The following is a 20,719-nucleotide window of genomic DNA, read 5'->3' on the forward strand; positions in this document are numbered from 1 at the left end:
GGCAACCGAATGGGTGGGATTGAATTGACCTGCGGACGATTCTTCTGACGACGGCCTCTCATCTTCTACACACATCATGCCGTCACTACCGGCCTTCAGCCGGTTTTAAATACTCGAAACGGGACAGACCAGAACGTCCAACGACCCCCGCTCTCGTTCGATCCGGTCGACCGCCACCCGGATCTGCCCGTCGTCGGTCACGTCCAGTTCGACGGCGCGCTGATCCGCCGCGGTGACGTCGTTCGGGTCTCTGGCCCCGGCGTACACGGTCGCTCCCAGTTCCGCGAGACCCGCTGCGATCTCGGCTCCGATACCGCGGTTCGCGCCCGTGACGAGGGCGACGTCGTCGGTCAGGTCCGGCTTGAGGCCGACCTCGGGATGCGGCTGCGACATATGGATCTGGGACGCCCTCCGGCCGGAAATATCCCACAGCCGGACGCACGCTCGGTCTCGGCCACGGGTGGCCGGATCGCGGGCGCGGCTGAGGGGGAATCGAGTGGATAGATTCATGCGGGTACCGCTACAGCGTAGCGAACACGGTGCGACAGTGAGTGACAGCGACCGAGGAGTGGCGGTCGTCGGCGACACGACGGTCGACCTCTACCCCACGGACGGCGGACCGATCGCGCCCGGGAGCGGCTTCGAGTGGCACGTCGGCGGCACGGCGACGAACGCCGCCCGATGGGCCGCTGCGGCCGGCTGCGAGGTCGACCTCGTCACGAACGTCGGGACCGACGTGCTCGGGGCGGCCGCCGCCGGGGACCTCGCGAACGGCCCGGTCGGCACGGAACGCCTCGCGCGGGTCGACGCGCCGTCACCGCTGACGCTGTACGCCGGGGCGGCGGGCGACGAGGAATGGAACGCGTGGGTGGCCGGAAGCTGTTACGGGTTCACACCGCCGGAGGATCCAGCGTCGTTCGCGGCCTCGTACGAGTGGATCCTGCTGGAGGGAGTCACGCTGCCGGCCGCGGTGAACGGGGCGACGGTCCGCCGCCTCGCCGCGGCGGCCGCGGAGCGCGGCACCCGCGTCGCGTTCGACCTCAACGGGCGTCCGAACCAGTGGTCGGGCCCGGAAGAGTACCGAGACGCGCTGCGAGAGGTCCTCCCGCGCTGCGACCTGCTGTTCGCCGGGACGGACGACCTCGCGGTGGCCGGCGTCGAGCCGACGCCGGCGGGCCTGCTCGAACTCCTCCCGGCGGACCACTCCGCGACGGCGTTCGTCACCGACGGCGGCGACGCGACGCGGGCGATACGGATCGACGACGGGGCCGTCACGAAGCGCGTGCCCGTCGCTCCCCCCTCAGCGACGGTTGCCACACCGGCCGGCGCCGGCGACGCGTTCGCGGGCGCTGTCCTCGCCGCGCGGCACGGCGGCGCGTCGGACCTCCGCCGGCTGGCGACGGTCGGCAACGCCGCGGGGGCGGCCGCAGTGGAGACCGTCGGCGCGTTCGACGCGGACGCCGCCGCGACGGACCGGTCGTTCTGACGCACGAGCGCGTCCCGCCGAGGACCGTCAACGGTGGAAAAAAGCGGGTTCGGAGCGCTCGACGGCGCCTCAGATCCCGTACAGCTCGCCGTACTTCTCGTCGACGTAGTCGAGGAAGGCGTCGGCGGAGAAGTCCTCGCCGGTCGCGCGCACCACCAGTTCGTTCGTCTCGTAGCGGGCGCCGTGCCGGTGGACGTTCTCGCCGAGCCAGTCGCGGAGGTCGCCGAACTCGCCCTCGGCGATCTTCGCGTCGAGGTCGTCGATCTCGGCCTCGGCGGCCTCGAACAGCTGCGCGGCCATCACGGAACCGAGCGAGTAGGTCGGGAAGTAGCCGAAGTTGCCGTGGCTCCAGTGGATGTCCTGGAGACACCCCTCCGCGTCGTTCTCGGGACGGATACCGAGGTACTCCTCGTACTTGTCGTTCCAGACCTCGGGCACGTCCTCGACGTCGAGGTCGCCGCGGATCAGGTCGCGCTCGATCTCGAACCGGACGACGATGTGGAGGTGGTAGGTGAGCTCGTCGGCCTCGACGCGGATGAGATTGTCTTCGTACACCTGGTTGAACGCCTCGTAGGCGTCGCGGACCGTCGCGTCCTCGGTCTGCGGGAAGTGCTCCTGGAAGACGGGGAGGAACTCCCGCCAGAACGCCTCGCTCCGGCCGACGTGGTTCTCCCAGAGTCGCGACTGCGACTCGTGGACCGAGAGGTCGCGCGACGTGCCCAGCGGCGTGCCGAAGTGCTCCTGCGGGAGCCCGAGGTTGTACTGCGCGTGGCCGAACTCGTGGATCGTCGAGCCGACCGCACCGAGCGGGTCGGTCTCGTCGAACCGGGTCGTCACCCGGCAGTCGAACTGGTTCCCGGACGTGAACGGGTGCGAGGAGACGTCGAGACGGCCGCGGTCGAAGTCGTAGCCGACGAGCTCGAGCGCCTCTCGCGAGAGCGACTCCTGCTCGTCCTCGGGGAAGGTCCCCTCGAAGGTGTCGACGGCGAGGTCGACATCGGACGCGCGGATCTCCTCGATCATCGGGACGAGCGCCTCGCGGAGCTCGGTGAGGATCGACTCCGCGCGCTCCATCGAGAGGCACGGCTCGAACTCCTCGAAGAGGACCTCGTAGGGGTCCCGGTCGGGGTCGATGTGCTCCGCGTACTCCCGCTTCAGCTCGACGTGTTTCTCCAGGTACGGCGCGAAGGTCTCGAAGTCGTTCTCGGCCTTCGCCTCCTCCCACGCCTGAAGCGCCTCGGAGCCCGTCTCGGAGATCTCCTCGACGAGTTCGACCGGGATGGCGTCGGCGCGCTCGTACTCGCGGCGGACCTCCCGGACGACCGCGGCCTGCTCGTCCGTGAGGTCGGCGTCGTCGAGTTCGTCGAGCAGTTCGCCCGTCTCGTCGGCGGTGACCATGTCGTGGTGGACCGAGGAGAGCGCCGAGAGCTGCTTCGACCGCGCGGGCGTGCCGCCCTCGGGCATCATCACCTGCTGGTCCCAGCCGAGGACGCCGGAGGCGCTCCCGACCGCGTTCCACCGCTGGACGCGGTCGAGGAGCGCGCCGTAGGCGTCCGGTGCGTCGGCTGCGTCGTCTGTCGCGGCTTCCGTTGCCATACGTCACGGATCGATCCCGGTCAATAAGAAGGGACCGAACGCGGAACCGACCGCGCCGAGCGCGGATCTCCCGCCCCGCGTTCGCTGCGCCGCTCGCTCGCCGAGCGCGGGATATATGCCCGGCGCCGCGGTAGGGCCTACAACAGATGTCCGACGACGAGTTCATCGACCTGCGGTCCGACACCGTCACGACGCCCTCCGAGGAGATGCGCGACGCGGCCGCGACCGCCGAGGTCGGCGACGACGTGTACCGCGACGACCCGACGGTCAACGAGTTAGAGCGCCAGGCCGCCGACGCGGTCGGCACCGAGGCCGCGCTGTACGTCCCCTCTGGGACGATGGCCAACCAGATCGCGGTCCACGCGCACACGGAGCCGGGCCAAGAGCTCCTCTTGGAGCACGAGTCGCACATCTACCGCTGGGAGCTGGCGGGCGCGGCGAAGCTCTCCGGCGTCCAGACGCGGACGATAGACGCCGGCGAGCGGTGCGTCCCGACCCCCGAGGCGGTCCGCGAGGGGCTCGTCGACGAGGACCTCCACCGCCCCGGGACCGGTCTCCTCACCGTGGAGAACACCCACAACTACCGCGGCGGGATCGCGGTCCCGGTCGACCGGATCGCGGCCGCGGCCGAGGCCGCCCGCGAGGCCGACGTGCCGGTCCACCTCGACGGCGCGCGTGTCTTCAACGCCGCGGTCGCGCTCGGCGTCGACGCGAGCGAGATCGTCGCCCACGCCGACAGCGTCACGTTCTGTCTCTCGAAGGGGCTCGGCGCCCCGGTCGGCTCGATCCTCGCCGGCGACGAGGCGTTTATCGAGGACGCCCGCCGGGTCCGCAAGCTGTTCGGCGGCGGGATGCGCCAGGCCGGGATGATCGCCGCGCCGGCGCTCCGCGCGCTGGAGAACGTCGACCGCCTCGCGGAGGACCACGCCAACGCGGAGCGGCTCGCGGACGGCCTCGACGCGCTCGACGGCGTCGACGCGCCCGCGCCGGACACGAATATCGTCGTTGCGGACACCGAAGCGGCCGGCATCCCGGCCGAGTCGCTCTACGCGGCCTGTAAGGACGCCGGCGTCGGCTGCGTCGAGTTCGACGACTACACGACGCGGTTCACGACTCACCTCGACGTCGACGAGGGCGACGTCGACGAGGCGGTCGACCGCGTCGCGGACGTCGTCGACAGCCTCCGGAACTGACCGTGCCGTTCGGGCCGCCGGGCCGCTCTGCGCGGCGACCCACAAAAACGTTCAATTCGACGGCCCACGTACAGCCTCGCATGGACGCACGAGCAGTCGACGCGAACGCGCGCGCCGGTCGAACGGTGGTGGACGGTTCCCGCCCCTGAGGTCGTCGGCGTGGACATCAGCGGCCGTCACGAGGATGACGGCGAGTACCTGATGGTCGCGGCCGCGGTCCACGCGCGGATCGACTCCTCCCGGATCCGCTCCGTGGAAGGGATGGGGTTCGCCGCCGCGCGCGAGGGGCCGACGCTGGAGGCGACCGTCGCGCTCGCCGCCGACGCGGTGGGCGACCTCCCCGCGCCGCCCGACGGTCCGATCGTCGCCGAGGGCGGCGAGTTCTACGAGGAGCCGGCCGACCGCGTCGGACTCAGCTTCCAGCCCGAGTTTAAATACGTCGAGAGCATAGGCGAGCGCGAAACAGTGCAGGCAGCACACCACGCCGCGTACGCGGTCCGGGACCTCCTCCGATGAGCGACGGCGCCGGAGTGGGGGCGGCCGACGCCGACTCAAGAACCGACGGACGCCGAGCGGTCGTCGCCAAACGCGTCGACTCCGGTGCGGCCGACCTCTCCGAGATCCGTCAGTTAGCGGCGGCGGCGGGCTACGACGTGGTCGGCGAACTCACCCAGACCCGGACCGAGGACGCCGCGTTCATGTTCGGCGAGGGGAAGGTTGCGGAGCTGCGAGACCTCGTCCGGCGCGCCGACGCTGACGCGGTGATCATCGACAACGACGTGGGGCCGTACCAGACGTTCAACGTCGGCGGGAAGCTCCCCGAAGGCGTCGAGGTGGTCGACCGATTCACGCTCATCCTCGAGATATTCGGCCAGCGCGCGAACACGCGGAAGGCGCAGCTCCAGGTCGAGCTCGCGGAGCTTCGCTACGAGCTTCCCCGGGCGGAGGCGAAGGCGAGCCTCGCGAAGCGCGACGAGCGCCCCGGGTTCATGGGGCTCGGCGAGTACGACGAGAGCGTCGAGCGCGACATCAAACGACAGATATCCGAGATCCGCGACGAGCTGGCGTCGATCGCGGAGAAGGAGGAGGCGCGCCGCGAGCAGCGCCGCGACTCCGGCTTCGACCTCGTCGCGCTCGCGGGGTACACCAACGCCGGGAAGTCGACGCTGATGCGCCGGCTCGCGGCCGAGCTGGCGGTCGACGAGAACGCCGAGCGTCACCGCGACCTCGACACCACCGCGGAGTCGCAGGACATGCTGTTCACGACGCTCGGGACCACGACGCGCCGGGCCGAGATGGAGAAGCGCGACGTGCTGCTGACGGACACGGTGGGGTTCATCGCGGACCTCCCCCACTGGCTCGTGGAGTCGTTCGAGTCGACGCTCGACTCGGTGTACCGCGCCGACCTCGTCCTCCTCGTCGTCGACGCGAGCGAGCCGGTCGAGGCCATGCGCGAGAAGCTCGTCACGAGCCACGACACCCTCTACGAGCGCAACGAGGCCCCGGTCGTCACCGTGTTCAACAAGATCGACCGGCTGGAGCCGGGAGCGCTCGCCGACAAGCGCGCCGCGCTCTCCGGCGTCGCGCCCGACCCGATCGCCGTCTCGGCGAAGACGGGCGCCGGGGTCGCCGAACTCCGCGACCGGGTCGAGGACGAACTTCCCGACTGGGAGCGCGAGCGGCTCGTCCTCCCGGTCTCCGACGAGGCGATGAGCCTCGTCTCGTGGGTCCACGACCACGGGTACGTCGCCGAGGAGACGTACGCGGGCGACCAGGTGACCGTCGACTTCGAGGCGAAGCCCTCGATAGTCGCCCGCGCCCGGGCGAAGGCTGCCGAGATGGCGGCGGCGCCCGCCGAAGAGTCGGCCTGACCGCCGCGGGTCGGGCGCTCGCCGAAGACCGTCCGACCGCCGCCCGGCCCCGCGCAGACCGCTCCGGCCGGACCGTCCTGCCCAGACCGTTTCGCCCGGCGAGCGGTCGGACAAAGTATACGTTCCTCCGTGGGCCATCACGTGGTATGGACGACTCCGGTGGCGGGGGGCGGCTGACAGACGGCGACGAGGATGTCGTCCCGCCGCCGGCCGACTTCCTGGAGCGAGCCGCCGCCGATGACCCGGGTATGTACGAGCGGTTCGAGCGGGAGGGGCCTGACGCGTGGCGCGCGGCGGCCGACCTCCTGACGTGGGACCGCGAGTACGAGACGGTCCTCGACGACTCCGAGCCGCCGTTCTACGAGTGGTTCCCGGACGGGCGGCTCAACGCCGCGGCGAACTGCGTCGACCGCCACCTCGACGACCGCCGGAACCAGCTCGCGATCCGGTGGTTCGGCAAGCGCGGCGAGCGCCGGTCGTACACCTACCTCGACCTCCACCGCGAGGTGAACGCGGTCGCGGCCGGGCTCCGCGACCTCGGCGTCGAGGAGGACGACGTGGTCACGCTGTACCTGCCGATGGTCCCGGAGCTACCGATCGCGATGCTGGCGTGCGCTCGCATCGGCGCGCCGCACAACGTCGTCTTCGCGGGGCTGTCCGCGGAGGCGCTCGCGACCCGGATCGACGCGGCCGACTCCGAGTACCTGATCACCTGCGACGGCTACTACCGCCGCGAGGACGCGTTCAACCAGAAATCGAAGGCGGACAACGCCCGGATCCGCGCCGAGAGCGAGCTGTCGGCCGCCGTCGTCGTCGATCGCCTCGGCGACGAACTGGCCGTCTCGCTCGGCGACGACGAACACGAATACGGCGCGCTCGTCGACGCGCACGACGGCGAGACCGTCGAGCCGGTCGCCCGGGACGCGACGGATCTGCTGTTCGTGATGTACACCTCGGGCACGACCGGCCGGCCGAAGGGGGTCGAGCACGCGACGGGCGGCTACCTCGCGCACGTCGCGTGGACGACGCGGAAGGTCTTGGACGTGCGCCCGGACGACACCTACTGGTGCGCCGCCGACATCGGCTGGATCACCGGGCACTCCTACGGGGTGTACGGCCCCCTCGCGACCGGCACGACCACGGTGCTGTACGAGGGATCGCCCGACTACCCCGACCGCGACCGCGTCTGGGACCTGATCGAGCGCAACGCGGTGAGCGTCTTCTACACCTCACCGACCGCGATCCGGTCGTTCATGAAGTGGGGCGCGGAGTACCCCGAGTCGCACGACCTCTCGTCGATCCGCCTGCTCGGGACGGTCGGCGAGTCGATCACGCCGAAGGCGTGGCGCTGGTACCGCGAGCACGTCGGCGGCGGCGACGCGCCGGTCGTCGACACGTGGTGGCAGACTGAGACCGGGGCCATCGCGCTTGCCACCCTCCCCGGGATAACCCCCATGAAACCGGGGAAGGTCGGCCCGCCGCTGCCCGGGATCGACGCCCGCGTCGTCGACGAGGACGGCGAGCCGGTCGATCCCGGCGAGTCCGGGTACCTCACGCTCGCGTCGCCGTGGCCCGGAATGTTGCGCGGGCTCCGGGAGGGCGACGAGCGCTACCTCCGGGAGTACTGGCTCAGGGGCGAGGACGGCTGGCGCTACCGGACCGGCGACGGCGCGACCGTCGACGAGGCCGGCTACGTCACGATCCTCGGTCGCGTCGACGACATGATCAACGTCCGCGCCCAGCGGTTCAACACCGGGGAACTGGAGGCGGCCATCGTCGACGCCGACGGCGTGACCGAGGCCGCCGTCGTCGGCGACGGCGACGGCCGCATCGTGGCGTACGTGACGACGAAGAGCGGCGTCGAGCCCGACGAGGGGCTCCGCGACGCCGTCGCCGACCGGCTGGCGGGGGCGGTCGGCGACGTGGCCCGCCCGGACCGGATCGTGTTCACCCCGGAACTCCCGAAGACGCGCTCCGGGAAGATCATGCGACGGTTGCTGGAGGACATCGCCCGCGGCGAGGAGTTCGGCGACGTGAGCGCGCTCCGGAACCCGGAGGTCGTGGGCGAGATCGAGTCGACCGTCAGAGACGAGAACAGCCGGCCGTAGCTTCGGTCGCCGCCACCCGCCCGCGACGCCGGCGAACGTTCCGCACCGGTCGGCTTCCGTCTGCTGCCACCGACCGTACAGCGCCTTCTGCCGCGTCGGCGTGTCGGGATGTCGGGGCGGGATCGCGTTGGCGAGGGTGCGGGCGGAAGTATTTCGGGAATGCGAGCAGATGCGAAGTACTTCGCCGGAACATCGTTTCCGAACGGAGGAATCTCGCCGCGACGCGGTAGCTCAGGGGACCGAGATCCGCGTTTCCGGAACAGTTTTGTTTCGGCTTCTTGTTGGTTCCCGAAACGAATGGTCGACGGACTCGACGCGGACGCCTACGACGCGCTCGTCACCGCCGCGGAGACGTATCGAGCGGCGCTCGTCGTCAGGCTGGCGGGCGAGGCCGGCCTCCGGACGGAGGAGATAACCCGCGTCGCCCCGCGTCACCTCCACGAGGCGGAGTCGGGCGCCGGCGCGCGGCTCCTCGCGGTACCGGCGGCCGAGGACGGCAAGCGTGAGGACGGAGACGGGGCGCCGCCGGCCGACATCGACGAGCGGATCGACCGCGAGACCGTCGTTCCGGCCTCGTTGGCCGCCGACCTCGACCGGTACGCGACGAGCGAGGGGCTCGGCGCGGACGACCCGTACGTCGACGTCTCGCCCCGCCGGGTCCAGATGATCGTGCGCGAGACGGCGGCGCGAGCGGCGAATCGCACCGACGCCGCCCCCGAGGAGCGGGTCACGCCGAGCGCCCTCCGGAAGACGTTCGCCAGACGGCACCTCGTCGACCGAGATGTCGACCCGCGCGCCGTCCGCGACGCCGGCGGCTGGGAGTCGCTCGGCACGCTCGACCCGTACCTCGACCCGCTCGACGGGGAGGCGCTGGCGGCCGCCCTCGCCGTCGACGCCGGCGCCGACGCCGACGCCACCGTCGGGCGGACCGGGACGACCGTCCTCCCGGGGTTCGAGGCGCTCACCGAGTCCGGGCCGTCAGACCCCGTCGCCGCCGTCGCCGCCGGGCTGACCGAGGCGGACCGCTGGACAGAGGCGTGGTTCGCCCGTCGGGCGGTCGGGGGCGAGCGGGTCGAGATCGCCGCGACCGCGGGCGTCGACCAGGCGACGCTCGCGGAGCGCGACGTGTCCGCGCGGGGCCCGTGGCAGGACGCGATAGCCGACGAGGCGCCGGTCTCGACCGACGGCCGACAGGAGACCGGCGGCCGGCCCGCGGTCGCGGTGCCGGCGGCCTACGAGGGCGCGGTCCACGGCGCGCTCTGCGTCGTCGCCGCCGCCGCAGACCCGGTCGACGACGCGGAGACGCGTTCGCTCGCGGTCCTCGGACGCTGCCTCGGTCGGCTGATCACCGCGGACCGGTGGCGGGAGCTGCTCCACTCCGACGCGGTCACCGAGGTCGAGTTCCGCGCGACCGACGACGGCGCGTTCCTCGCCCGGGCGAGCCAGCGGCTGGACTGCCGGATCGAACTGGCCTCGACCGTCGACGTCGACGACGAGGTCTCCCGGGCGTACCTCTCCGTCGACGGGGCCGGTCCGCAGGAGTTCGCGACCGTCGTCGAGGAAGTCAGGGGCGTCTCCGACTTCCGCGTGATCGAGACCCGGGAGGACGGGTGTTCGGCGTCGGTGCGCCTCGCGGGCGGGTCGCTCGTCAGGGCGCTCATCGACCACGGGGCGACGGTGCGCGACGCGTCGGCCGCAGACGGGCGGGTCCGCGTCGTCGCCGACTTCCCGGAGGGAACGAACGTCAGGCCCGTCGCCGACGGGCTCCGCGACCGGTTCGCGGGCGTCAGGCTGGCGAGCAAGGAGTCGGTCGCGCGCTCGCCGCGCACGGAGTCGGCGCTGCGGGACGGGATCGCCGACCGGTTCACCGACCGCCAGTGGGCCGCGCTGTCGGCGGCGTACCACGGCGGGTACTTCGACTGGCCGCGCGGCAGCACGGCCGAGGAGGTCGCCGACGCGATGGACGTCTCCTCCCCGACGTTCCACAACCACCTCCGAAAGGCCCAGCGCGCCCTGCTCGACGGCGTCTTCGAGGAGGACGGAGATCGGGCCTCCCGCGAGGACGGGAGGATCGTCGGCGCCGACGAGTAGGGGTCGAGGGCGCCTCGCCGGGGTATCCATCACGATTTTTCGTATTTAGCGTCAGCGTTTATATGGTGATATTGGTTGGATACGACCGTACCATGACAGAGGGAGACGGCCAACTGGAAGCGAGATTAGCGGAACAAGAGGTGTTCGAGCCGTCGGAGTCGTTCGTCGAGCAGGCGAACGTCTCCGACCCGGAGATATACGAGGAGTTCGAGGAGAACTGGCCGGAGTGTTGGGAGACGGCCGCCGACCTGCTGGAGTGGGAAACCGACTACGACCGGGTGCTCGACGACGACGACCCGCCGTTCTACGAGTGGTTCACCGGCGGCGAGCTGAACGCGTCGGCGAACTGCCTCGACCGACACCTCGAGGACCGCGGCGACGAGGTCGCCATCGAGTGGGTCGGCGAGCCCGTCGACGAGGACGACCGCTCGTACACCTACGAGGAGCTCCACCGCGAGGTGAACGAGTTCGCCGCCGCCCTTCGGGAGCAGGGCGTCGAGGAGGACGACGTGGTCACGATGTACATGCCGATGATCCCGGAGCTGCCGATCGCGATGCTGGCGTGCGCTCGCATCGGCGCGCCCCACAGCGTCGTGTTCGCCGGGTTCTCGGCCGACGCGCTCGCGACGCGGATGAACGCCGCGGAGTCCGAGTACCTCGTCACCTGCGACGGCTACTACCGCCGCGGCGACCCGCTCGACCACCTCGACAAGGCGAACGAGGGGCTCGCGGGCGTCGACCACGACACCACGACCGTCGTCGTCGACCGGCTCGGGCCGAACGGCGACGACTTCGGTCACGACCTCGGCGGCGACCAACTCGACTACGGCGACCTCGTCGCGGCCCACGAGGGCGCCGAGGTCGAGCCCGTCACCCGGGACGCCGAGGACATGCTGTTCCTGATGTACACCTCGGGAACCACCGGGAAGCCGAAGGGCGTGAAACACACGACCGGCGGGTACCTCTCGTGGGTGTCGTGGACCTCGCAGTCCGTCCTCGACATCAAGCCGGATGACACGTACTTCTGCTCGGCCGACATCGGGTGGATCACCGGTCACTCCTACATCGTCTACGGGCCGCTCTCGCTCGGCACGACGACGATGATGTACGAGGGGACGCCCGATCACCCCGAGCAGGACCGGCTCTGGGAGATCGTCGAGGAGTACGAGGCGACCCAGCTGTACACGGCGCCCACGGCGATCCGCGCGTTCATGAAGTGGGGCGCCGAGTACCCCGACCGTCACGACCTCTCCTCGCTGCGCCTGCTCGGCACGGTCGGCGAGCCGATCAACCCGCGCGCGTGGAAGTGGTACTACCAGCACATCGGGGACGAGGAGTGCCCGATCGTGGACACGTGGTGGCAGACCGAGACCGGCGGGATGATGGTGACCACGCTGCCCGGCGTCAAGGACATGAAGCCCGGCGCCGCGGGACCGCCGCTGCCGGGGCTCGACGTTCAGATACTCGACACGCTCGGCGAGGCGGTCGAGCCCGGGAAGGCGGGGTACCTCACGGTACAGAAGCCGTGGCCCGGCATGCTCCGGACGCTGTACAACAACGACGAGCGCTACATCGAGGAGTACTGGGCGGAGTACTCCGACACCGACAGCGACGACCCCGACGACTGGGTGTACTTCCCGGAGGACGGGGCGAAGATCGACGAGGACGGCTACATTACCGTCCTCGGCCGCGTGGACGACGTGCTCAACGTCTCCGGCCACCGGCTGGGAACGATGGAGATCGAGTCCGCCATCGTCGGGGTCGAAGGGGTGGCGGAGGCGGCCGTCGTCGGCGGCAATCACGATATCAAGGGCGAGGCGGTGTACGCCTACGTGACGACCGAGGACGGCTACGAGGGCGACGACGAGCTCCGCGACGCGATCGTCGCGGGCGTCGAAGACGCTATCGGCCCGATCGCCCGACCCGAGCAGGTCGTGTTCACGCCCGACCTGCCGAAGACCCGGTCCGGGAAGATCATGCGCCGCCTGCTGGAGAACATCGCCGACGGCAAGGAGCTCGGGAACACGAGCACGCTTCGGAACCCCGAGATCGTCGAGGAGATCCAACAGAAGGCCGACGCCGAGTAGCGCTCGGCGCACCGTTTTCGATCCGTCTCAGCCACGACCACGACGGACGACGCGACGGCAACTATCACGAAAAACTCAGATAAACAAACTCGCGACACACGCCAAAACATGACAGATAATACTTCACGCGAACGGGACGACGCGGTCACCGACGGGGGCCGCGCATCCGACGACGCGGCCACCGACGGGGGCGTCGCGTCCGCCGGAGCCGCACAGACGCACAGGGACACCGACTACCTCAGCGAAGAGGTGAACCTGCTGAAACCGAGCACCGCGTACATGCGGGACCATCTCAGGATCGTCTGGGCCGGGTTCATCGTCTGGGCGCTCGCCGTCTTCGGCCCGGTAACACTGACGATGCTCGCTCCGGGGCCGATGACGACGACGACGGTACCGGTGCTCGGGTTCCCCCTCCACTACTTCCTCGTCGCCTTCGGAGCGCCGACGAGCGCCCTCGTCTTGGCGGCCGTCTACGCCCGTCAGCGCGACAAGTTGGACGATAAGTACGGCATCGAACACACCGCCGCGGAGCCCGCGGACTCCGGGAGCGTCGACGACGGGGGGCAGCAGGGATGATGGCCCCGCTTCAAGCCGAGGCGCTCGACATCTCGTTCAAGCTCCTCCCGGCGATCATCGTCTTCCTGATGATGGCCTCGTTCCTCGTCATCGGGTTCGTGTTCAAGGTGGCGGACGCCGAGGGCATGTGGGTCGCCGGCCGGGGTATCGGCAACATCGAGAACGGGATGGCGATCGGCGCCAACTGGATGTCGGCCGCCTCGTATCTCGGCCTCGCGGGGCTAGTCGCGCTGTCCGGATTCTACGGGCTGGCGTTCATCGTCGGCTGGACCACCGGGTACTTCGTCCTGCTCATCTTCCTCGCGGCGCAAATGCGCCGGTTCGGGAAGTACACTGCGCCGGACTTCGTCGCGGACCGGTTCAACTCCCCGATGGCACGCGCGCTGGCCGCGTTCACCACGCTGCTCATCGCGTACGTCTACTCCGTGGGCCAGGCCCGCGGGATGGGGCTCGTCGGCCAGTACGTCTTCGGGCTCGACATCGTCCCGATGATCGTCGTGATGATGACTATAACGGTCGGGTACCTCGCGCTCTCCGGAATGCTGGGCGCGACGAAGAACATGGCCGTCCAGTACGTTATCCTCATCATCGCGTTCCTCGCGGGCGTCTACGTCGTCGGCTTCTCACAGGGCTACTCCACCGTGCTTCCGCAGATCGAGTACGGCACCCTGTTCAGCGAACTCAGCCGGCAGTTCTCCGAACCGTTCATCGGCGGGAACAGCTACTACCTCTGGGTCGCGACGGCGTTCTCGCTCATCGTCGGGACCTGCGGACTCCCGCACGTCTTGGTCCGGTTCTACACGGTCAAAAACGAGCGCACGGCCCGGTGGTCGACGGTCTCGGGGCTGTTCTTCATCATGCTCCTGTACTGGGCCGCGCCGGCGATGGCCGCCTTCGGCGTCGACCTGTTCGCCGCGGTCAACAACCTCTCCCCGGACGCCGTCTACAGCGGTCAACAGGCGATGTCCGGCGCGGAAGGGGACGTTATCGTCGTGCTGGCCGCCCAGTTCGCGAGCCTGCCGCGCTGGTTCGTCGGCCTCGTCGCCGCCGGCGGGATGGCCGCGGCCATCGCGACGACCGCCGGACTGTTCATCACGGCCTCTTCGGCCGTCGCACACGACATTTACTCGGAGCTCATCAACCCCGACGCGACCCAGCGCCAGCAGGTGCTCATCGGGCGGGCGACCATCATCGGCATCGGCGCCCTGGTCACTGTCACCGCGTTCAACCCGCCGGCGCTCATCGGTGAACTCGTCGCCTACGCGTTCTCGCTCGCCGGCACCGTGCTGTTCCCGATGTTCTTCCTCGGGCTCTGGTGGGAGAACACCAATCGCCAGGGGGCCTTGGCCGGGATGTCCGTCGGTCTCCTGCTGTGGATCACTTCGATCATCAACAGCGTCCTGCCCGCCTACCTGGGCTTCCTCGCCGACATCGCCGGTGGCTCCGGACAGGCGATCGTCCCGATCTACGCCCAGTACGTCCCGCCGATAGGCGCTGCTTTAATCGGAACGCCGCTCGTGTTCCTCGTCACGATTGTCGTCTCGATGGCGACGCCAGAACCGCCACTGGAGACCAAGCGGATGGTGCGCCAGTGTCACAGCCCCGAACCGATGGGGCAACAGCAGACCGCCGAGGACGTGGTCGCCGACGGCGGTGAAGACGTCGCGACGGACGGTGGTCGCGCAGTTGACGACGAGACGACGGAGGAGGAGCGATAATGTACGACCGCATCCTCGTTCCCACCGACGGCAGCGACGTCGCGGAGGCAGCGGTCGACCACGCCCTCGACCTCGCGGAGAAGTACGACGCCGAGGTCCACGCGCTGTACGTCGTCGACATCGACTCCGTGAACATCAGCCTCGGGACCGAACAGGTGGACCGAATCAAGCAGGGTCGGTTCGACGAGATGGACGAGCTGAAAGAACAGGCCGAAGCGGCGACCGGCGTCGTCGCCGACCGTGGCGCCGAGCGCGACGTCGACGTCGTCGAACACGTCGCGGGCGGGCGACCCCACAAGGTGATCGCCGACTACGCCGAGAATCACGATATCGACATCATCGTGATGGGGAGCCACGGCCGCGCGGGTGTCCGCCGCGCCCTGCTCGGCAGCGTCACGGAGCGTACCCTGCGCTCGACGCACGTCCCCGTCCTCGTCGTCGACTACCTCGACGAGGACTGAACCCCGAGGTTCGGTTCCTCGCCGACGGACGGATCGACTCGCCGCGCGGTCGACGCCGCGCGATTCCGCAACACCGACGTATCCCACTCAGCCACTCACCATATGCCCGACTCGGACGCCGCGGAGACGCCGGACGACGAGCCGACCGACCCGAGCGTCGCCGACCGCGCCCGGCACGTACTCAGCGAGAACGGCACCGGAATGTTACAGGACCTGCTGTTCGCGCTCGTGTGGGTCGGGCTCGCGTCGTCGCTGTACAACGTCGCCTTCTCGACGGCCCCGCAGTGGGTGCTGTACATGTTCATGCTCGCGGGGATCCCCGCCTACTTCGGCTTCTTCATCTCGCTGGAGATCGCCAAAGAGCAGAGCGCGCGCTAACGCGCCCGATTACTCTCGCCGTTCACCCGGCGAGTTCGCGAATATCACCGACGTCGAGTAACCGCTCGTCCGGATCCAGCGCGGCGCGGTACGTCGCCCGCGCGACCGTGTCCACGGAGAGCGGCCGCGACTCGCCGAGCCGGGACGCGATCGGCCGCGCGCTCGCGACGAACCGGAGGAGGCGGTCGACCACGCCGGGAACGTGCGGCTGTCCCTCCCCGTACACCGGTCCCGGTCGGAGGGTGACGGCGTCGAGGTCGAGGTCGGCGATCCCGGTCTCGGCGCGTCGCTTGGCCGTCAGGAAGGCGTTCCGGACGCCGGGCGGCTTCCCGGCCGCGGAGAGGAAGACGAACGCGTCGACGCCGGCCCGCTCCGCCTCCAGCGCCGCGAGGAGGGCCGCGTCGCCGTTGACGCGCTCGAAGGTCACGCCGTCGGTCGGCGCCTCGGTGAGGGTCCCGACGGCGTGAACCACGGCGTCGACGCCGTCGAGGCGATCGCGCCACGCGTTCGGCCGGAAGAGGTCGGCGCTCGTCCACGAGACGCCGTCGACCCAGTCGGCGGCGAGGTCCGGGCGGCCGCCCCGCGAGACGCTGCGGACCTCGTGGCCGTCGCGGACCGCGAACCGACAGACGCCGCGTCCGATGAACCCGCTGCCGCCGACGACGAGGAGGGTGGACATGCGCCGGCGTACGCTCCGCGCCGTCTTGGGACTTCGGGACGGCGAGCCGAGAGAGTCGGGGAGAGAGCCCGACGAGGGACCGTCGGTGGCGTTCAGCGCCGCAGGAACCCGAGGAGCGCGTAGTCTCCGTCGGGATCGTACCGGCGGAAGGCGAGGCTGTTCGTCAGCACCGACACCGACGAGAACGCCATCGCCCCGGCCGCGAGGGCGGGCTGGAGCAGCCCGAGCGACGCGAGCGGGATCATCGCGGTGTTGTAGCCGAGCGCCCACACGAGGTTCTGTTTGATCTTCCGGAGCGTCGCGTCGGAGACGCGGATCGCCTTCACCACGTCGAGCGGGTCGTCGCGCATCAGCGTCACGTCGGCGGCCTCGATCGCCACGTCGGTCCCGGAGCCGATCGCGGTGCCGACGTACGCGACCGCCAGCGCGGGGGCGTCGTTGACGCCGTCGCCGACCATCATCGCCCGACGGCCGTCGCTCTGGATCGCCTCGACCGCGTCGGACTTGTCCTCGGGGAGGACGCCGGCGCGGACGTTCTCGGGGTCGATGCCGACCTGCTCTGCGACCGCGCGGGCCGTGCGCTCGTTGTCGCCCGTGATCATCATCACGTCGACCCCGCGCTCGCGGAGCTGGCTCACCGCGTCCTTTGCGCTCGGTTTCACCGTGTCCGCGTCGGCGACGACGCCGAGGAGCTCCCCGTCGTCCGCGCCGGCGGGGACCCGCGCGACGAGCATCGCCGTCTTCCCCTCGTGTTCGAGCCGCTCCATCGCGTCCGCCGCGGGCGAGGGGTCGATCCCGGCGTCGCGCAGCAGCTTCCGGTTGCCGACGAGTACCCCGTCGCCGTCGACAGTGGCTCTGACTCCGTGCCCCGGGACGTTCTCGAACGACTCGGGCTCGCCGAGGTCGAGGCCGCGCGCCTCGGCACCGTCGACGATCGCCCGGGCGAGAGGGTGTTCGCTGCCGCGTTCGGCGCTAGCGGCGAGCCGGAGGATCTCGTCTTCGGCCGTCGCCGTCGCGTCGTCCGTCGCCGCCGCGTCGCCGCGCTCGGCGACCGCGCCGCCGTCGGGGACCTCACCGGTCGCGACCACGTCGGTGAGCTCCATCTCGCCCGCCGTGAGCGTTCCCGTCTTGTCGAACACGACCGTGTCGACGTCTTTCGCGCGTTCGAGGACGTCGCCGCCCTTGAACAGGACGCCGTTCCGCGCCCCGATGGTGGTCCCGACCATCGTGGCGGCCGGGGTCGCGAGCCCGAGCGCGCAGGGACACGCGATGAGCACCGACGAGGCGAACACGACGACGGCGAACTCGAACACCGAGATGGTCCCGCCGGTCGAACCGGGTCCGCCTGCGACCTGCCCCCACAGCGGGAGCGAGTCGACGAAGCCCGCGAGCGCCTCGGGGAAGAGGAACCAGACGACGCCCCAGAACAGCGCGTTCGCGATGACCGCGGGCACGAAGTACGCTGAGATCCGGTCCGCGAGGTTCTGGATGTCGGGCTGGCGGGACTGCGCCTCCTTCACCGTCTGAACGATCTGCTGGAGCGCGGTGTCCGCGCCGACCTTCGCCGCCTCGACGACGAGGAGGCCGTTCTCGTTTATCGTCGAGCCGACGACCTCGTCGCCCTCGCCCTTCTCGACCGGGACGGACTCCCCGGTCACCATCGACTCGTCGACCGCGGACTGTCCCTCGACGACGACGCCGTCGGTCGGGATCTGCTCGCCGGGGCGGACCTTCATCCGGTCGCCGACCGCGACCTCGTCGATCGGGACCTCGCGCTCGGTCCCGTCCTCGTCGACGAGAGTCGCGGTGTCGGCCTCCATCTCCAGGAGCTTCCGCAGCGCGTCGCCGGCCTGTCCCTTCGAGCGGGCTTCGAGGTAGTTGCCGAGCGTGATGAAGACGAGGATCAGCGCCGCCGTGTCGAAGTAGACGCTCCCGGCGACCAGATCGAGGAGGACGGCGGCGGAGTAAACGTACGCCGTCGACGACCCCAGCGCGATCAGCACGTCCATGTTGGCGCGGCCGTTCGTGACGAGCGCCTTGTACGAGTTCCTGTAGAACGGCCGCCCGAGCACCAGCTGGACCGGCGTCGCGAGCGCGAACTGGACCCAGCCGATCTCGACGCCGAGGACCCGCTCCGGGACGACGGCGCCCCCGAGGAGGAGCTTGTCGGCCATGAAGAACAGCAGCGGCGCGGCCAGCGCGGCGCCGAACAGCGTCAGCCGGAGCTGCTTTCTGATCTCCGCGTTCCGAGCCGCGTCGCGCGCGCTCTCGCCGGAGTCGCCGTCCTCCCCCTCGCCGTTCGAGTCCTCGTCCTCGCGGACCGGCGAGTAGCCCGCGTCCTCGACGGCGTCGTACAGCGCCGCCCGCGAGGTCTCGGCGGGGTTGTATCGGACTTGCGCCTCGTCCGTCGCGTAGTTCACGTCGGCGTCGACGACGCCGGGCACGGACTCGAGGGCGTCGCGGTTGGCGTCCGCGCAGTTCGCGCACGACATGTCGGTGATGGCGACGGTCGCCGTCTCCGAGACCGCCCCGTAGCCCGCGTCCTCGATCGCGTCGTAGATCTCCGCAAGCGACGTCGCCTCCGGGTCGTACTCGACGCTCGCCTCGTCGGTCGCGTAGTTCGCGTCCGCCCGCGAGACGCCGTCCAGCGACTCGACGGCGTCGCCGACCGCCGCCGAGCAGTTGGCGCAGCTCATCCCCGTGATGTCGAGGTGGGTCGTTCTGGCACTCATCTTGGGTACTACTACGGGATACTCCCTTAGTGCGTTTTCCCATTCGAAACCAAAGCCTGAGAAGAGAGAAAATTTAGAATCCGAAGCTACCGGAGGGCTTCGCCCGAACTCGACCCTATTTCATCCCCACGAACGCGGCACACAACACTTATTACTTCGTCGGGCGACAGTTGATCCGCGATGGCGACAGGCAAGGTCGACTTCTTCAACGACACCGGCGGCTACGGATTCATCGAGACTGACGACGCTGACGAGGACGTGTTCTTCCACATGGAAGACGTCGGCGGCCCGGACCTCGAGGAGGGACAGGAGGTAGAGTTCGAGATCGAGGAGGCGGACAAGGGTCCGCGCGCGACGAACCTCACTCGGCTGTAACTCGTCCGGCGGCATCCGCTACCGGCGAACTCGGACAGCTCTCGAAACGCGTTCCGTGTATATTACGCACCGCGAGCGACGGCGCCGTCGTTCGTCCGTCGGCCGACGCCCTCGCCGTCTCTCCCTCCCGCCGACGGCGTCGCCGTTTTACTCGCCGAGCGACGAGCTTGCTACATGGAGGCCGACGACCCTAACAGCCACCTCGACGACCTCGACGCGTTCGTCGCCGAGAACCTCGACCGCTACGCCGAGACGCAGGGCGTCCTCCCGGAGCGGCTCGACGAGTTCGGCGAGCGGTACCGCTCGCAGGGGCACCTGACGCGGGATCAGCTGTACGAGATCGCCTACGAGTCGTCCACGCGGAGCGCGTACCACGTCGAGAAGAACCCCGAGGCGCGCTGCCGCGAGGTGACGCGCAACGCGCGCGCCGTCGACGGCGACTTCTCGTCGATCCACCTCATCACCGGCCTCGCCGGGTTCAAAGCGGCGACCGCGTCGTGCGTGGTGGCCGCGCTCGACGGCGATCGGCACGCCGTCGTCGACACGCGGGTCTGGGCGTCTCTGGAGCGGCTGGGTTACCTCGACGGGCGCAAGGAGTCGTTCGACGCCGCCGACTACGTGACGATGATCGAGCCGATCCGCGCGATCGCCGACGAGACGGGCTACCGGCCGGTCGACGTGGGCTACGCGCTGTTCGCGCACGACGCCCACGTCCGAGACGGGACGCTTCACTGAGGGACGGACCGAGCGAGCCGCGGCCGCGCGAGCGGCGCGCGAAAACCGCCTACACCGGGTACTCGACGCCGGTCGCCTCGGTCGAGTACTCCCAGAGCTTCCGGGCGTCGTCCCGGTCGTAGGAGGCGTCGTTCGACCGCCCGACGGTCGGGTGCCCGCGCATGTTCATCAGGCCGCCCGGCTCGACGTACGCCCCGCCGTCGACGTCGGCAGTGGCCGCGTACAGCATCGGCTCGACGCCGATATCGGCGTCCTGCCCGAGGACCGCGTTCGCGGCCTTCATGCCGACCTTCATCAGCGGGTTCCCGCTCTCCTCGGCGGTCCGCATCTGGAGGTTCGTGTCGGTGTAGCCGGGGTGGCAGGCGACGCTGCGGATCCCCGGGTCGCCGTCCCCGTCGCTCGCGGCGTCGAGCCGGCGCTGGAGCTCGTAGGCGAACAGCAGGTTCGAGAGCTTGCTGCGTCCGTACGCCTGCCACTTCCCGTACGACCGCTCCCAGTTGAGATCCGAGAAGTCCATCTCGCCCTGCTCGTGGGCCCCCGACGACTGGGTGACGACGCGGGCGTCACCGCCGATCCCCTCGGCGGCGTCGAGGAGGTCGAACAGCCGTCCGGTGAGCGCGAAGTGGCCGAGGT

At 70.0% G+C, this 20,719-nt stretch carries 16 protein-coding genes and 2 pseudogenes; 13 read left to right on the top strand and 5 right to left on the bottom strand.

Annotation, left to right across the window (positions count from 1 at the left end):
* Positions 1 to 126 precede the first annotated feature (126 nt).
* A pseudogene (locus tag B9G38_RS07405) lies at positions 127 to 393 on the bottom strand (SDR family NAD(P)-dependent oxidoreductase); the annotation flags it as partial.
* 154 nt (positions 394 to 547) lie between these two features.
* On the opposite strand from B9G38_RS07405, the gene B9G38_RS07410 reads away from it, so the two are divergent.
* Positions 548 to 1,486, top strand: coding sequence for a carbohydrate kinase family protein (locus B9G38_RS07410; protein ID WP_086219971.1), 939 nt, complete (start codon positions 548 to 550; stop codon positions 1,484 to 1,486).
* Positions 1,487 to 1,555: 69 nt separating this feature from the next.
* On the opposite strand, the gene B9G38_RS07415 is transcribed toward B9G38_RS07410, so the two are convergent.
* Positions 1,556 to 3,082, bottom strand: a complete 1,527-nt coding sequence (locus B9G38_RS07415; protein ID WP_086219972.1) for a carboxypeptidase M32 — start codon at positions 3,080 to 3,082, stop codon at positions 1,556 to 1,558.
* Positions 3,083 to 3,228: 146 nt separating this feature from the next.
* Here B9G38_RS07415 and B9G38_RS07420 point away from each other — a divergent pair, with 146 nt between their 5' ends.
* The 10 genes from B9G38_RS07420 (at position 3,229) to B9G38_RS07465 (ending at position 15,565) form a co-directional block, all read left to right on the top strand.
* On the top strand, positions 3,229 to 4,275 hold the full coding sequence (locus B9G38_RS07420; protein ID WP_086219973.1) for a low specificity L-threonine aldolase: 1,047 nt from the start codon (positions 3,229 to 3,231) through the stop codon (positions 4,273 to 4,275).
* Between the two features lie 159 nt (positions 4,276 to 4,434).
* A complete protein-coding gene (locus tag B9G38_RS07425; protein ID WP_086219974.1) occupies positions 4,435 to 4,791 on the top strand; it encodes a DUF2209 family protein in 357 nt (118 codons plus the stop codon).
* The gene (gene hflX / locus B9G38_RS07430) at positions 4,788 to 6,146 is read left to right on the top strand and encodes a GTPase HflX (protein ID WP_086219975.1); all 1,359 of its coding nucleotides are present in this window, start codon (positions 4,788 to 4,790) and stop codon (positions 6,144 to 6,146) included. The genes B9G38_RS07425 and hflX overlap by 4 nt, the downstream gene beginning before the upstream one ends.
* A 146-nt stretch (positions 6,147 to 6,292) precedes the next feature.
* Entirely contained in the window at positions 6,293 to 8,254 is a 1,962-nt protein-coding gene (gene acs, locus B9G38_RS07435; protein ID WP_086219976.1) for an acetate--CoA ligase, read from the top strand.
* 297 nt (positions 8,255 to 8,551) lie between these two features.
* Positions 8,552 to 10,345, top strand: coding sequence for a bacterio-opsin activator domain-containing protein (locus B9G38_RS07440; RefSeq protein ID WP_086219977.1), 1,794 nt, complete (start codon positions 8,552 to 8,554; stop codon positions 10,343 to 10,345).
* Positions 10,346 to 10,437: 92 nt separating this feature from the next.
* Entirely contained in the window at positions 10,438 to 12,432 is a 1,995-nt protein-coding gene (gene acs, locus B9G38_RS07445) for an acetate--CoA ligase (protein WP_086219978.1), read from the top strand.
* Between the two features lie 108 nt (positions 12,433 to 12,540).
* Positions 12,541 to 13,008 carry a DUF4212 domain-containing protein gene (locus tag B9G38_RS07450; protein WP_049929580.1) on the top strand — a complete coding sequence of 156 codons (468 nt, stop codon included), beginning with the start codon at positions 12,541 to 12,543 and terminating at the stop codon, positions 13,006 to 13,008.
* A complete protein-coding gene (locus B9G38_RS07455; RefSeq protein ID WP_049929581.1) occupies positions 13,005 to 14,726 on the top strand; it encodes a cation acetate symporter in 1,722 nt (573 codons plus the stop codon). The genes B9G38_RS07450 and B9G38_RS07455 overlap by 4 nt, the downstream gene beginning before the upstream one ends.
* Entirely contained in the window at positions 14,726 to 15,187 is a 462-nt protein-coding gene (locus B9G38_RS07460) for a universal stress protein (protein ID WP_086215797.1), read from the top strand. Before B9G38_RS07455 ends, B9G38_RS07460 begins: the two co-directional genes overlap by 1 nt.
* A 102-nt stretch (positions 15,188 to 15,289) precedes the next feature.
* Positions 15,290 to 15,565: a hypothetical protein gene (locus B9G38_RS07465; RefSeq protein ID WP_086215798.1), complete on the top strand. Its 276-nt coding sequence runs from the start codon at positions 15,290 to 15,292 to the stop codon at positions 15,563 to 15,565.
* Positions 15,566 to 15,587: 22 nt separating this feature from the next.
* Here the strand turns inward: B9G38_RS07465 and B9G38_RS07470 are convergent, their stop codons facing one another.
* Together B9G38_RS07470 and B9G38_RS07475 are read right to left on the bottom strand one after the other, a co-directional pair.
* Positions 15,588 to 16,244 carry an NAD(P)-dependent oxidoreductase gene (locus B9G38_RS07470; protein ID WP_049929584.1) on the bottom strand — a complete coding sequence of 219 codons (657 nt, stop codon included), beginning with the start codon at positions 16,242 to 16,244 and terminating at the stop codon, positions 15,588 to 15,590.
* Between the two features lie 92 nt (positions 16,245 to 16,336).
* Positions 16,337 to 18,976 carry a heavy metal translocating P-type ATPase gene (locus tag B9G38_RS07475; protein WP_086219979.1) on the bottom strand — a complete coding sequence of 880 codons (2,640 nt, stop codon included), beginning with the start codon at positions 18,974 to 18,976 and terminating at the stop codon, positions 16,337 to 16,339.
* A 180-nt stretch (positions 18,977 to 19,156) separates the two neighbouring features.
* Between B9G38_RS07475 and B9G38_RS07480 the strand changes: the two genes are divergently transcribed.
* Entirely contained in the window at positions 19,157 to 19,351 is a 195-nt protein-coding gene (locus tag B9G38_RS07480; RefSeq protein WP_004045866.1) for a cold-shock protein, read from the top strand.
* 174 nt (positions 19,352 to 19,525) lie between these two features.
* Positions 19,526 to 20,086, top strand: coding sequence for a hypothetical protein (locus B9G38_RS07485; RefSeq protein WP_049929586.1), 561 nt, complete (start codon positions 19,526 to 19,528; stop codon positions 20,084 to 20,086).
* A 49-nt stretch (positions 20,087 to 20,135) separates the two neighbouring features.
* Here the strand turns inward: B9G38_RS07485 and B9G38_RS07490 are convergent.
* Positions 20,136 to 20,719: pseudogene (locus B9G38_RS07490) on the bottom strand (short-chain dehydrogenase); the annotation flags it as partial.

Source organism: Halorubrum sp. SD612 (genome assembly GCF_002135005.1).